Annotated in this window: 12 protein-coding genes; 8 read left to right on the top strand and 4 right to left on the bottom strand. The window is 37.2% G+C overall.

Features of this window, described 5'->3' with window-relative positions; all coding sequences use genetic code 11:
* Positions 1-170: 170 nt before the first annotated feature.
* From G508_RS0100950 to G508_RS0100965, 4 genes are all read right to left on the bottom strand, one after another.
* On the bottom strand, positions 171-1,316 hold the full coding sequence (locus G508_RS0100950) for an ATP-binding protein (protein ID WP_026703565.1): 1,146 nt from the start codon (positions 1,314-1,316) through the stop codon (positions 171-173).
* Between the two features lie 206 nt (positions 1,317-1,522).
* Positions 1,523-3,937, bottom strand: coding sequence for a TonB-dependent receptor plug domain-containing protein (locus G508_RS0100955; RefSeq protein WP_051197376.1), 2,415 nt, complete (start codon positions 3,935-3,937; stop codon positions 1,523-1,525).
* 138 nt (positions 3,938-4,075) lie between these two features.
* Complete coding sequence (locus tag G508_RS0100960; RefSeq protein ID WP_026703567.1) at positions 4,076-4,828, bottom strand: SDR family oxidoreductase; 753 nt, start codon at positions 4,826-4,828, stop codon at positions 4,076-4,078.
* A 72-nt stretch (positions 4,829-4,900) separates the two neighbouring features.
* Complete coding sequence (locus tag G508_RS0100965) at positions 4,901-5,773, bottom strand: aldo/keto reductase (RefSeq protein ID WP_026703568.1); 873 nt, start codon at positions 5,771-5,773, stop codon at positions 4,901-4,903.
* A 166-nt stretch (positions 5,774-5,939) separates the two neighbouring features.
* Here G508_RS0100965 and G508_RS0100970 point away from each other — a divergent pair, with 166 nt between their 5' ends.
* From G508_RS0100970 to G508_RS0101005, 8 genes are all read left to right on the top strand, one after another.
* On the top strand, positions 5,940-6,944 hold the full coding sequence (locus G508_RS0100970; RefSeq protein ID WP_026703569.1) for an AAA family ATPase: 1,005 nt from the start codon (positions 5,940-5,942) through the stop codon (positions 6,942-6,944).
* A 98-nt stretch (positions 6,945-7,042) separates the two neighbouring features.
* A complete protein-coding gene (locus G508_RS0100975) occupies positions 7,043-7,906 on the top strand; it encodes a DUF58 domain-containing protein (RefSeq protein WP_026703570.1) in 864 nt (287 codons plus the stop codon).
* Between the two features lie 43 nt (positions 7,907-7,949).
* Positions 7,950-9,575 (top strand): phenylalanine--tRNA ligase subunit alpha, encoded by a 1,626-nt coding sequence (locus G508_RS0100980; protein ID WP_026703571.1) that lies wholly within the window; start codon positions 7,950-7,952, stop codon positions 9,573-9,575.
* Positions 9,575-10,576 (top strand): vWA domain-containing protein, encoded by a 1,002-nt coding sequence (locus tag G508_RS0100985; protein ID WP_026703572.1) that lies wholly within the window; start codon positions 9,575-9,577, stop codon positions 10,574-10,576. Before G508_RS0100980 ends, G508_RS0100985 begins: the two co-directional genes overlap by 1 nt.
* 81 nt (positions 10,577-10,657) lie before the next feature.
* Positions 10,658-11,707: a vWA domain-containing protein gene (locus G508_RS0100990; RefSeq protein ID WP_026703573.1), complete on the top strand. Its 1,050-nt coding sequence runs from the start codon at positions 10,658-10,660 to the stop codon at positions 11,705-11,707.
* Between the two features lie 10 nt (positions 11,708-11,717).
* Positions 11,718-12,488: a tetratricopeptide repeat protein gene (locus G508_RS0100995; protein WP_035693872.1), complete on the top strand. Its 771-nt coding sequence runs from the start codon at positions 11,718-11,720 to the stop codon at positions 12,486-12,488.
* A gap of 31 nt (positions 12,489-12,519) precedes the next feature.
* The gene (locus tag G508_RS0101000; protein WP_026703575.1) at positions 12,520-14,283 is read left to right on the top strand and encodes a BatD family protein; all 1,764 of its coding nucleotides are present in this window, start codon (positions 12,520-12,522) and stop codon (positions 14,281-14,283) included.
* Between the two features lie 20 nt (positions 14,284-14,303).
* The gene (locus G508_RS0101005; protein WP_026703576.1) at positions 14,304-15,047 is read left to right on the top strand and encodes a tetratricopeptide repeat protein; all 744 of its coding nucleotides are present in this window, start codon (positions 14,304-14,306) and stop codon (positions 15,045-15,047) included.
* The last annotated feature ends 37 nt before the right edge of the window (positions 15,048-15,084 follow it).

The following is a 15,084-nucleotide window of genomic DNA, read 5'->3' on the forward strand; positions in this document are numbered from 1 at the left end:
TTGTTGATTTGTGAGATGGGTACGAAGATTAGAAAAGATAAAATGGCTTTCCTTCTAGCCCTGATGGTTGCATCTATCCTTTTGTTCCAGGGTTCGGAACAAAAGATAGGTGCATCCAGCAGGAATATGGTCTTGTGACATAAAACGGCGATTCGCTCCTTGAAAAGAGTTTAGTTAAGATCATATTTCATCTTTCGTAAGATTCGCATGGCTTCCTTAAAGGAAAGATACACTGTAGTATTGTGATGCTTTTTTAGAAGAGGCTTGGCATCAATCAAGATTTGCTTGGCATCTTCAAAGCCATTAAGATAGCAAATCATCAACGTTGATGGAAGGTTAGTGAGGTCGATATTCTCTCGTTCGGTTAGCGAGAAGCCTTTTTCGAGTTTGGCGATAAGGGCTAAATTTGAGTTGTAAATATGAAAAAGCATCTTCCGGTTAAACTCTGGTGGCTGGAACAGCATTTCCCTTTCGATTTTATAGTAGCCATTTTCAAAAAAATGAATACTGACTTTTTCCAATTCATAGAAGCTCGTCTTGTCGTTTAATCCCAACGAAACATACTCGGTTATCGTGAAAACATCATCGTCATATTCGATTGCCACCTCATCCAGAGCCGAATAGAACAGCTTGATTTGCTCGTTGACCAGCTCAATGTCAACACGCGAAAGATAGGTTTTGTTCTTGACCCGTTTTGGAATTCCTGCCCAGCAAATCACGAAAAGTTCCTTGAAAACTTTATATTCCGGTGTCATGTCCTTGTGGCGGTTGTTCATGAAATCCATCACGCCATCAAGGGTATAGCCGATGCTGTTTCGCGAGCTGTTTTCGATGCTAATAACCGTTTCGGTATTTTGATAATTTTTCTCAAACTCACCTTCAATGGGAACCGAGTTACTGCCTCTTCGGATAAAAATAGAATTTGCTGGAATGGTGTGAATTCCTTTTTTAAAAAACGAAGCTTTATTTTTGGGTTTAATCGTAACCAGTCCAATCACCTTGTCCTTTGGAAGATTTGGAAACGGAACATTTTCATATTGAATCTTAGGAGGATTTTCGAGAAAGGCATTCACAAGGTTTTGGATCCGACTGTCGTCGAAAAAATCGTCGCCTACAATTTCGTTGTCATGGTCTTCCACACCCACAACGATATAGGAATTGTTAGTTGGATTTGAGTTGGACAAGGCACAAATATGTTTTAGGAATTTGGCTTTCCCTTCCCGGGTATGAAGGTTCAACTGTCGCTTTTTGTCATAAAAACTACTCTCGTCGTTATGGGCGAGAAGGTTTTTGATGAGAAGGCGTTTGTTGATCATTACTTTTTATTTTTTTGATTGTCCGTTTTACTGATTGCGATATGAATCTACATTAAAGTTTCTGTTTTTAAAATGAACTCAACAAGATTCTTCACTCTCAAAATTTGATGCAAAACGGAATAAATTCATTGCTTTTACCTTTCAAAAATAAGGCTTTTTAATGATTATTAGTAATTAGCGACAATCAATAAATTGTGATTAGATGATTAAAAATTACATCTTATAGATAGAATAATGTTTCTACTAGGTGCAACTAAACCTGAACTGTATGGTCGATAACGTTGATCCGTTATGTTTTCAATCCCTGCACTCACAGCTAGGTTCTGATGAAACTGATACATTGCCTTAAAATTAAGCGTGTACCAACTTGGAGAATAAGGATTGCCATCTGCATCTTTTGCATAAATTACTGGTTTGCCTTGTTCTTCTGGATTGAGATTATCATAACGCACTTCGGCACTGTACATCGCATAGAATTGCATAAACAGTTTATCTTTCTGATAGGAAAACCGAGTAATTCCAAATGCGGGAGCGGCATGTCTTGAAGGGCTCACATCCCCATTATCCATTTCCTCTTTGCCTACTTGATAATTATAATGTGAGGAAAGGCTAAAACCTGATGGCAGTTTAAGCTCTATTCCTGCATTGAAGCCATAAACTGTACCATATGCCGCATTTTGAATAGCATAAACTTTACTCATCTCCCCATCAAACATGATGCTATCCTGTCCATTAACCTGAAAAGTTCTACGAACCATTGCATTATCCAAATAGGTGTAGAAACCAGTAGCATCAAGTTTTACAACATTACCTAAAATTTTTGAAATATTTAATTCTCCGTTGTAGGCATATTCGGCATTTAAGGACGTATTTGGTACAATTACTTCACCGCTTGCAAAGTCAAATATTTTACCTATATCATCCACGTTTGGAGCTCTAAATCCAGTACTTCCGTTCAAGCTGATTTTCCAAGTTGCATCAGGTGTATAAACGAGTCCTAAACTTCCCGTTGTTGCGGAATTCTTAATACTAGAACTTGTAAAATCAAACGGGAAAAAATCAAGATGACGTGTAAAATCAGACTTTACATGGAATGCGCTAAATCTCGCTCCTGCTTGAATCAAAAACTTGTCGGAGGCGACAAACTGATAATTCAAATACCCTGCATAACTACTCCATTGAGAAGCGGGATATCTGTCAGGAACAAGAATAGGACTTTCATCCCTAATGTCAACTGCTGATCCAGTTGAAGTTACGTCATTCAGCACATATTCAGCACCATAATAAAACCTGTGTTTTTTTACACTTTTTTCAAAATCTATATTTGCAGAATAAGCAGCAACTTCTTCTAGTTGGGTTCTTAATCTATGATGATTAAATCTTCTGTCTATTCTACTTTCTTCAAAATATTGTTGAGCCAAGCGTATTGTCATTCGATCATATAGCTTGTTACTTTGAACATGTGTAACCATTAAATTGTTCATCATCCAGATTTGGGGTCCATAGTTCCAAACAGCTGCCGCTGGTAATCCATTGTCTTGAGTCTCTAGATGACGATCATAACGTGAATACTCGGATGTTTCTGAATAATGAAAACCATACTGAAAATCCCACTTATGGTTTGGGCTGAATCTGATTTTTTGCATCATGTTCATTTGTGAATATCCACTTGGATTTTGAACTCGTGGGTCAGCATTTTCAAAAACTCTATCTTCCAAATCCAAACGCTGCACATAGAAGGTTTTCAAATATTCATCAGGGCCATATTTTCCCATTCGAAGGTCTCCAAATTTAGAATGTGAGAAACTTGTTACCGAAGCCCACTTCTTCCAACCTACATTCACATCAAAGTGATTTGTTGCTTCATTATTTGCAGATGAATAGCGGCTTACGGCTTTGCCCAATACCAGTAGTTTATCTGTTAATGATAATTGGGGAGTAAGTGTCTGAAAGCTCATTACACCTCCAATCGCATCACTACCATAAATGACAGAACCAGGTCCAAAAAACACTTCGGTGTTTTCAATAGCAAATGGGTCTAAAGAGATTACATTTTGGATATTTCCCGATCTGAATATGGCCGAGTTCATCCGTACACCATCTATAGTATAGAGGAGCCTATTAGTAGAAAAACCTCTTATCATAGGACTCCCACCACCTTGTTGGCTTTTTTGAATGAATACTTCACCAGACGATCCGAGTAAATCCGCAGCGGTCTGAGGATTGTACAATGCAACATCTTTAGGAGAAATAATTGAAATTTTAGAAGGGATGTTTCTTGATGTCTGCCTCCATCGAGTGGCCGAAACCACAACTTCATCAAATTGAGTTACAGAAACCGTCAGCATTACCTCAAAATTCATTTTTTCTATTTCAGCAAAGCTTTTTATCTCAGTTTTATACCCAAGACTGCGGATTACTATTTTCTTCGAACCCTCGAAAACTGAAATGATAGCTTGTCCTTTTGCATTTGTTGTTACGAAAGCATTAGTATTTGCACTCATTAAAGTTGCTAATTCTATTGGCTTTTGAGTTTCGTTATCTTTAATGGTTATTATTTGTGAGTTAACAGTGCATACCAACCCCATTACCAACCCCAACGTGAAAAATATTTTTATCATTATTTTTTTAAAATTTATCCCCAACCCTCTCCTCTGCATTCTTGTCCTGACGGAGGAAGGATTTCATAAAGAAGCGTTGCAAATTTGATTTTGATTATAATAACCTCATCTTCTGTCTGGGTGATAACTTTGAGGGAATTAGATAATTCTATTCACGATTGTGGAGGATGCCTGAGCTGTACTCATCACCATCAAATCGGCAATATTCACATGGTAAGGTCTCGTTGTTACAAACACAATAATATCGGCAATATCTTCTGGCTGAAGCGGTTCGAAACCTTTATAGACATTAGAAGCTCTCTCGGTATCACCTTTGAAACGCACCTCTGAAAATTCCGTTTCTACCATTCCTGGATGAATCGCTCCTACCCTAATTCCGTATGGATTCAAGTCCATTCGCATTCCTTGATTCAAGGCATCAACGGCATGCTTCGTGGCACAATATACATTGCCATTCGGATATACTTCCTTGGCAGCTGTCGAACCAATATTGATGATATGGCCTTTTCGTCTTTCAATCATCTTCGGGATTATAGCTTTTGAAACATACAACAATCCTTTTACATTGATGTCGATCATCGCATCCCAATCGTCCAAATCTCCGTTTTGAATGGGGTCTAAACCATGAGCGTTTCCTGCATTATTGATTAGGATATCAATGTTTGCAAAATCTTCGGGAAGTGAAGTAATACTTTCCTTGACCGCTTTTTTCTGCCGAACATCAAACAGCAAAGTATGTACTTCTGTTCGTTGTGAAAGCTCATCCTGTAATTCTGCCAGTCGGTCTTCTCGCCTTCCGCAAATGATGATCTTGTAATTATTTTTGGCGAAAGCCCTTGCCGTTGCCCTACCAATTCCGCTAGTAGCTCCGGTTATTAATACTGTTTTCATTTAAATTGATTAAGTAACATAATTATCTCAAAATGGTCACTGAACACTGACCTCTGTTCACTGCCAACTAAATTAAGGAACCGGATTCCCCATGCTTTCTGTCCAAATGGCAAACCAATCTTCCTTGTCCAGCACAAGTTGGGTTGCATTGTTGATGTATTGCAAACGGGCTACATTCACAGTTCCTGCTACCGGAATAATCTTGGCAGGATGCTGTAAAATCCATGCTAACAAAATCATATCCGAACCTACGTGGTATTTATCGACCAAAGTAGCTAGGAGTTTTTTGAGTATTCGGGTTTGGATGGTATCTTCACGAAAAACAGTTCCAAGAGGATTCCATGCCATTGGGGTAATGTTATGAAGTTGCATATAATCCAGACTGCCATCAATCATCGCTTCGAAATGAGTTGCCGAAAATTGAACCTGATTGTAATTCACTTCTGTCTTGGACCGAATCAAATCAGTTTGTGAAGGAGTGAAATTTGATAACCCGAAATCAAGAATCTTGCCTTCGGCTTTTAGTTTTTCAACCGCTTCGGCAATTTCATCGGGTTGCATCAAAGGACTCGGACGATGCAAAAGAAGAGCATCCAAATAATCGGTTTTTAAATTTTTCAAAGAGTTCTCAACCGACCAAATAATATATTCTTTTGAATAGTCATAATGCTTGACTTTGTTGTCACGGTTTGGGGTAATGTGTTGGATCCCACATTTAGAAATTAACTGGATTTTCTTTCGGTCAATTTTACTTTCTGCAAAAGCTTTTCCAAAGGCAGCTTCAGTAGTATAATCGCCATAGATATCGGCATGATCAAAGGTGGTAATTTTGTTTTCTAGACAAACGTGAATGAGATTTGCCATCTCGGATGTGGAGAGGTTTTTATCCCAAATTCCCCAGTTCATTGTTCCTGCAATTATTTGCGAAAACGCTGTTTTCATGATATGTTTTTTTAAGTTCTTAAAAATATAAAAACAAAATCACAATTCATCCTTAAAGACAAAGGTTTCACAGAAGTTTTAACCATTTTTTAACATCTTACTTCTAAAAAAAAAGTCAATTTGCACTGTTAAATTATTTCAACAAAAATAGTCTACTAAAAAAACAAAGATGGAAGAAAATACAGCTACTTTAGACATAAGGGCAATTAATGAAAAAATTGAAAGAGAAAGTGCTTTTATTGACCTTCTCAACATGGAAATGAATAAAGTGATCGTAGGCCAAAAGCACATGATCGAAAGATTGTTAATCGGACTATTAGGCCAAGGACACATCCTTTTGGAAGGTGTTCCGGGTTTGGCAAAAACGTTGGCCATCAACACGCTTTCACAAGCCGTTCAAGGTTCTTTCAGTAGAATCCAGTTTACTCCAGATTTATTACCTGCCGATGTTATTGGAACGATGATTTACAACATCAAAGCCAATGAGTTTTCGATTAAAAAAGGACCTATTTTTGCCAACTTCGTTCTGGCTGATGAGATCAACCGTGCTCCAGCAAAAGTACAATCGGCTTTGCTTGAAGCGATGCAGGAAAAACAAGTTACCATTGGCGATACAACTTTTAAACTAGACAAGCCTTTCTTGGTTTTGGCTACTCAAAACCCGGTGGAGCAAGAAGGAACATATCCGTTACCGGAAGCTCAAGTCGATCGTTTTATGTTAAAAACCGTTATCGATTATCCAAAAATGGAAGATGAAAGAATGGTGGTTCGTCAAAACCTAAAAGGAGCTTTTGAAAAAGTAAACGCTGTTATTTCTGTCGAACAAATCTTGAGAGCTCAAGAAGCAGTTCGCGAAGTCTATATGGATGAAAAAATCGAGAAATATATCCTGGATATTATTTTCGCAACGCGTTATCCTGAAAAATATAAATTAGAAAAATTAAAACCACTAATCAGTTTTGGAGCATCTCCACGTGGAAGCATCAACTTGGCAACCGCTGCCAAATGTTATGCCTTCATCAAACGTCGTGGCTATGTGATTCCAGAGGATGTTCGTGCCGTTGTTCATGATGTGTTACGTCACAGGATTGGTATTACGTATGAAGCTGAAGCGGAAAACATCACTTCTGTAGATATCATCAACAAAATCGTAAACGAAATCGAAGTACCTTAAAAAAGTATTCAGTTAGCAGTATTCAGTTAGCAGTTATTATAGATAACGCAAAGCACTGACCACTGACCACTGATCACTGATCACTGAACACTCAAAAAATGGATACAAAGGAGCTACTCAAAAAAGTACGAAAAATAGAAATCAAGACCCGAAGATTGAGCGATCATATCTTTTCGGGTGAATACCACACGTCATTCAAAGGTCGTGGTATGACTTTTAGCGAAGTTCGTCAATACCAATATGGAGATGATATTCGAGCCATCGACTGGAATGTTACAGCTCGATACAATGAAGCTCACGTTAAGGTTTTTGAAGAAGAACGCGAACTGACGATGATGCTCATGGTGGACATCAGTGGTTCGGCTGGTTTTGGTTCTAAAAATCAATTCAAGGAAGATATTGTTACCGAGATTGCTGCAACTATGGCTTTTTCGGCTACGCAAAATAATGACAAGATTGGACTTATTTTGTTTTCCGATCAAATAGAATTGTATATTCCTCCAAAAAAAGGAAAATCGCACGTCTTGAGAATCATCCGTGAGTTGATCGAATTTCAACCAAAGAGCAAAAAGACTGACATCAACCAAGCTTTAAAATTTCTTTCAGGAACTCAAAAAAAGAAAGCCATTGTTTTCTTGATCTCCGATTTTATTGCAGATGATTACGAACATACCTTGAAAATTGCTTCTAAAAAACATGATATTACCGGAATTAGAGTCTATGATATCCGTGAGGAAAAAATACCTAATCTAGGAATGGTTCCGATGCTGGATGCCGAATCAGGTCAAGTGCAGTTGATCAATACCGGTTCAAAACAGGTGCGATTGGATTATGAAAAATATTATCACGAAAAGGTAAAGTTTTTCAAAGAAACCTTCAGCAAATGTGGTGCAGGTGCCGTCAACACAAGAGTCGATGAAAGCTATGTGACCAAATTATTGGGCTATTTCAAATCGAGATAATTCCGAAACAAGTTTAAAACCAATCAGGTTTAAATACATGAGAATGAAAATAAAATTCTACATACTATTACTTTTATTTACAACTACACTTTTTGCCCAAAAACGGGTTGAAACTTCTATTGATACCACCAAGAATAAAATTGGAGCACAGTTTAATCTGACGTTGAGAACGGTTGTTGATACTACTGAAACTGTTGTTTTTCCTACAGCAACTACTTTTGGAAGAATGGAAGTCATCCGGAATTATGTGGTGGATACGGTAAAGAAAGACAACCGCTACGAACTCATCAAAAAATACGGATTGGCTCAATTTGATTCAGGAAAATATACCGTTCCGAGTCTGAAAGTTTTCATTAACCAAAAACCTTATTTTACAGATTCACTTTCGGTAGAAGTAGCAAATGTTCAGGTGGATACCTTGCAACAAAAAATGTATGAAATCAAACCCATCATTGGAGCCGAATCTGCTTCGAGTGGAATTTGGAAATGGTTATTGATTATTTTGGCTTTGGTAGGAATTGGATTCTTGGTTTATTATCTGATAAAAAAATACCAGAAAAAGAAAGTAGAGAAAGAAGTCTATAAAACACCTATAGAAAAAGCCACAAGCTTGTTGAACACCTTGGAGAAAAAAGAACTTTGGCAAAAAGGTGAAGTGAAAGCCTATTATAGTGAACTGACCGATATCGCTAGAAATTATATCGAAGAAGCCATCGAAATTCCAGCAATGGAAAGCACCACTTCGGAGCTGATTGTAGCGTTGAGAAATGCTTCGCAGAAAAAGAAAATGGCCGTTTCGCAAGAGACGTTAGAAAATTTAGAACGTGTTTTAAAACAAGCCGATTTGGTGAAATTTGCAAAATCTAAACCACTTGATTTCGAAATTGCAGAAGACAAGAAGAAAATCGAAAAGGCAATCCTTACACTTGACAACGCCATTCCAGAAGAAGTGGTGGAAGAAGATGACATCCTGAACGAAGCACAAAGGCAAAAACTTATCAAAGAAAAATTGAGAAAGAAGAGAAATGCCAGAATAGGAATTGCGATTGCTTCGGTAATTGGATTGACGATTGGGGTTTTCACCTTCTTGGTTTTTACCAAAGGTTTTGATTTTGTAAAAGATAACATAATTGGACATCCAACGAAAGATTTGGTCGAAGGCGAATGGGTGTTGAGCGAATACGGAAATCCATCTGTAAGAGTTGAGACTCCAAAGGTTTTGAAACGTATGGATGCCAAAAAGACCTTGCCAAAAGAGGCTTTCGCGGTTATAAAGGATATGCAACTGTTTTCGTATGGAAGCATTCTTGATAATTTTTATATTTCTGTTTCAACATTACAATACAAAGAACAGGTGGAAATTGATTTGGACAAAGGGCTTGAAGGTTCTGTTCAAGTTTTAGAGGCACAGGGGGCTCAAAATATGATTTTAAAGCAAGAAGATTTTAACACTAAAGAAGGAATTACAGGAAAAAAAGGGTATGGATCATTCTCACTCATTAACCCTATCAAAAAGGAAAGTACGAAGTTATATTTTGAAATATTGATTTTTGGTCAAGAAGGCGGGGTACAACAAATTGTAATCCTCCATGAAGAAGGCGACCAATATGCCAACCAAATTTCCGAAAGAATATTAAATTCTGTTGAACTTAAAAAAGTAGCACAATGATGACAAACGTAACTTTTTTAAACCCAGGATTCTTTTGGCTGTTCCTTTTGCTTCCGCTACTAATCGGCTGGCAAATCTGGAAAAGAAACGAACAATCAGCCACTTTGAAAATGAGTTCGCTGAAAGGGTTTCAAACTTCGCCTTCGCTTTTGGCAAAACTAAAACCGTTTCTATTTGTATTGAGAATATTGGCTTTGGCTTCGATGATTGTGGCTTTGGCCCGACCAAGAACGGTTGACATCAGCAGTAAAACCAAAACCACAAAAGGAATTGATATCGTTTTGGCGATTGACGTTTCGAGTTCAATGTTGGCCCGCGATTTGAAACCAAACCGAATGGAAGCATTGAAAAGAGTCGCTTCGGATTTTATTACTTCAAGACCAAATGACCGAATTGGATTAGTCGTTTATGCAGGAGAGAGTTATACAAAAACACCCGTAACAAGTGATAAAGCTGTTGTTATTGACGCTTTGAGAGGTATCAAATTTGATAACGTTTTGCAAGATGGAACGGCAATTGGAACTGGATTGGCAACCGCCATCAACCGATTAAAAGACAGCAAGGCAAAAAGCAAGATTATTATTTTGTTGACCGATGGTGTAAATAATTCAGGAACGATTGAACCCGAAACGGCTTCGGACATTGCTAAAGAATACGGAATCAAAGTCTATACAATTGGTTTAGGAACCAACGGAATGGCGGAATATCCTTATGCTTTGGCGGCAAATGGTGATTTTATTTTCAAGATGATGAAAGTAGAAATCGATCAGGAATTAATGAAAAGTATCGCTAAAAACACCGGCGGAAAATATTTCAGAGCAACTTCCAACCAAAAACTGGAAACCATTTACAACGAAATCAACAAGCTTGAAACTACCGAAATCGAAGAGCTAAAATTCTATGATTATGATGAAAAATACAGGCCGTTCTTGATTTTTGCTGGTATTTTATTGTTATTGGAAGTTGGATTACGAAACACCGTTTACAGAAGCTTTATATAAAAAACAATTTTCAAATTTTAAAAAAAAATGAATTTGAAACGTATTGTAATTTGGAAATTGTTTTTTGTTATTTAAGAAAATATGGAATTAGACGAAAAAAAATATTTATATCTATTATTAATCATCCCAATTTTGGTGGTGCTTTTCCTTTATAATTTATACTGGAAAAGAAAAAAGCAACGCGAATTTGGGGATATCGAAATGGTTAAAAAGTTAAGTCCGGAGAAATCTACTTTCAAGTCGATCTTGAAGCTTGTAGTTTTGCTTTTGGCTTTTGCCTGTTTGATAATTGCCTTGGTTAATCCAAAAATAGGAACTAAATCCGAAACCGTAAAACGTCAAGGAATCGACATTGTTTTTGCTGTCGATGTTTCAAAAAGTATGCTTTGCGAAGACATTGCACCAAGTCGTCTGGATAAAAGCAAACAGATTGTTTCGCAAATTATCAACCAACTAGGAAGCGACCGAATTGGGATTGTAGCCTATGCTGGAAGTGCTTTTCCAGTGTTGCCGATAACTACCGATTATGGAGTTGCGAAAATGTTTATCCAAAGTATGAATCCTGGAATGGTTTCTTCGCAAGGAACTTCTTTGGACGAAGCCATAAAATTATCTTCTACTTATTTTGAACAAGATAGTGAAACAAGCAAATTGCTGATATTAATTTCCGATGGTGAAGACCACTCTGAAGGTGCTTCGAGTGCTGCAGAAGAAGCCAATAAAGCAGGTTTGAAAATTATTACAATAGGTGTTGGAACTGAAAAAGGTGGTCCAATTCCATTGAAACAAAACGGAGTTGTAGAAAGCTTTCAGCGTGATTTCGACAATCAAGTCGTGGTTACAAAACTGAATCCACAAAGTTTGGAAGAAATTGCAAAAGCCACAAAAGGTGGTTACATCAACGGAAGTAACACTAAAGAAGTACTTGAATACATCAAAAACGCCTTGGATAATATTGAAAAGACTGACTTTGAATCGGAACAATTTACTGATTTCAATTCGCAGTTTCAATGGTTCCTAGGAATCGCCTTTGCCTTATTGCTTTTGGAGATTTTCCTTTTGGAGAAAAAAACCAAATGGGTGAAGAAAATGAATTTATTTAACGAAGAAAAGTCTGAAAACCCACTATAAGAAAATGAAAATGAAAGACTTGAAGAATATTTTTTTAATCGCAACAATCCTTCTTTCTTTTGCCGCAAAGGCACAAGAAAAAGACAAGTATTTGCCACAAGCCAACGAAGAATTTGCAGCTAAAAACTATGTTGAGGCTGAAGCCAATTATAGAATTTCCCAATCAAAATTTCCTAAAAAGGCGAGTGCTTCTTATAATTTAGGAAACACGATCTATAGCATCAATCAACCTTCGGAAGCGAAACTTTCGTATATGAAAGCGATTGAAGAATCAAAATCGAGACCCGAAAAACACAAGGCATTTCATAATCTTGGGAATGTTTTTATGAAGGAAAAAAATTATTCGGCTGCCGTTCAAGCCTATAAAAATGCCTTGATTAACAATCCGGCTGATGAAGAAACCCGTTACAATTATGCTTTAGCAAAAAAAATGCTGAAAGACAATCCGCCTCCAAAAGACGACAAGAAGAAAGACAAAAAAGACAAGGACAAGGATAAAGACAAGGACAAGAAAGACGATAAAAAAGATCAAAATCAAGATAAAAAAGACGACCAAGGCGATAAAGACAAGGACAAAAAGGACGACAAGAAAGACGGTGATGGCAAAGATCCAAAAGACGATAAAAAAGAAGGTCAGCCAAAACCAAAAGAAGGTGGTATTTCTAAACAACGATTAGAGAATCTGCTGGATGCCGTAAATAATGAGGAGAAGAAAGTTCAGGATAAGGTAAATGCCAAGAAAGTGAAAGGCAAGCCAGTTCGAACAGAAAAAGATTGGTAATTTCGATATTCAAAAAAAGTTTAGACAACAAATGAAAAAGTTTATTTTTCTATTATTAATAAGTGTTCAGGGACTTTTTGCTCAAGTTCAATTTGAAGCAAAAGTCAGCAAAACCACACTCGGTATCAATGAAAGATTGCGAATCGATTTTTCGATGAATGCAGATGGTGACAACTTTACACCTCCTGATTTTGATGGTTTCCGCGTGATAACCGGACCCATGCAACAAGTTAGCCAGCAGTGGATAAACGGTCGAGGTACATTCAATAAAACCTATTCTTACTATCTTTTACCAACCCAAAGAGGTTCGGTTACGATAAAGCAAGCTAGCATTGAGATTAATGGTCAAATATATAAAACCTCTCCGATAAAAATCAATGTTACGGCAGCTGTCGAAATGCCAAAAAATCCAAATGATGCACCTCAAATTTCGGCAAATGATGCGATTCACTTGGTTGCAGAAGTTTCCAAAAGCAATCCGTATATCAACGAACCCATTACGGTTGTTTACAAATTATATTTCAGTTACAACGTAGGAATTACGAATTGGAGAGAACTCGACAAGCCAAAATATAATGATTTTTGGAGCCAGAATATCGACATGAAGCAACTCAAAGTTGAAGAAGGTACCTATAATGGAGAGAAAACTCGTTTTGTTGTATTGCGAAAAGTGGTACTATATCCTCAAAAATCAGGAAAACTCTCCATTGAGCCATTATCAATGGATATTGATTTGGAACTGCCAACCAACAGGCGGAACGTTTTTGGTCAAGTTTTGACAACAAGAGACAACAAAAGGGTTTCGGCTGGAGCCAAAGTCATCAATGTTCGTGCCTTGCCTGAAGCTGGAAAACCTGAAAATTTCACGGGTGCCGTTGGGAAATTCACCTTTAGGGCGACACCTACGAAAACGACTTTGAAACACGGCGAAAGTTTAGATTTGAATGTGATTGTAGCTGGAACTGGGAACTTAAAATTATTCGATTTACCAAAACCTGTAGTGCCAACTGCTTTAGAAATGTATGACCCGGTTCACACCGAAAATGTGAATACGCCACTTTCTGGAATGACGGGAACTATCGCCGACAAATACACTGTTATTCCGCAATACAAAGGGAATTACCCAATCAAAGCGATGAGCTTTTCTTTCTTTGATTTGGCGACAGGGAAATATAAAACTATCACTTCTCCAGAGATTATGATCAAGGTATTGGATGGTCCAGAAAGCGATAGTCCAGCTGTTGCTTCGTCTGACAGTACGTCTGGAGTGAACAAGAGATCCATTTCTGCATCAGCACAATTTCAATTTATAAAACTAAAAACCAATTTGGTTTCGACTAAAAAAGAGGACTTCTTTGGCAGTAATTTATTCTACGGATTGCTGTTTGCTCCACTGGTTTTAATTCCGATCATCATGCTTTTCAGAAAGAAAAAACAAGCCATGGATCGTGATGTTGTTGGGAATAAAATCAGGAATTCTAATAGATTGGCGAAAAAATATCTATCGGAAGCCAAAAAACAAATTGCAAACAAAGAGTTGTTCTATATCGCTTTGGAAAAAGCTTTGCACAATTTCTTGAAAGCAAAACTGAACATCGAAACCTCAGAAATGAGTAAGGATAAAATTCGTGAAATTCTTTTATCAAGAAATGCGAATGAAAATACGGTTTCAAACTTTATAAACCTGACTGAAAACTGCGAATTTGCAAGATATGCACCATCGTCAAGTGTGTCGATCCAGCAGGATTTTGATAAGGCTGTTACTATAATTTCCGAATTGGAAAAACAAATCTAAGTGCTATAATTCAACGAAAAATGAAAAATTTAATTTATATATTTTTATTAATCACCTCAACTTTCTTTGCCCAAAATGGCTTTGAAAAAGGCAATGAATTGTACCGAAAAGACCAGTTTAAAGAAGCAGTCGTTGCTTATGAAAGTGTTTTGAAAACCAAAAAAGAATCGGCTGAATTGTATTTTAATTTGGCGAATGCTTACTATAAATTGAACAAAGTTGCCCCTGCAATTTACAATTATGAGAAGGCTTTATTGTTAAGTCCTAACGATAAAGACATTCAAAACAATTTGGCTTTCGCCCAAAAACTCCAAATTGACGATATCAAACAAGTTCCAAAAGTAGGTTTTAGCAAACTCATTCAGGATTTCACTTCTTCCTATCATTACAATACTTGGGGTTGGATTGCCGTTGGATTTTCAACGCTGTTTTTATTGTTTTTTATTGGATATTATTTCTCTCAAACTACACTATTAAAAAGAATTTTCTTTGTTGGAATGTTCCTTGCCTTATTGGTAATCGTGTTAAGCGTTACATCGGCTATCTTCGAGAAATCAAATTATGAAAACGACAAACCTGCCATTGTTTTTGCCGAAATCACTTCTGTGAAAACAGAACCCAAACAGGATGCTCCTGATGCTTTTATGCTACATGAAGGCACCAAAGTACAAATTTTAGAAGCACTTGATAATTGGAGAAATATCGAACTTTCTGACGGAACTAATGGTTGGATAGAGGCTGCAGCTATCAAGGAGATCAAATAGTTTCAGTCGCAGTCACGGCAGTCAGTTACTTAGCGGA

The organism is Flavobacterium soli DSM 19725, assembly GCF_000422705.1.
GTDB classification, from domain to species: domain Bacteria; phylum Bacteroidota; class Bacteroidia; order Flavobacteriales; family Flavobacteriaceae; genus Flavobacterium; species Flavobacterium soli.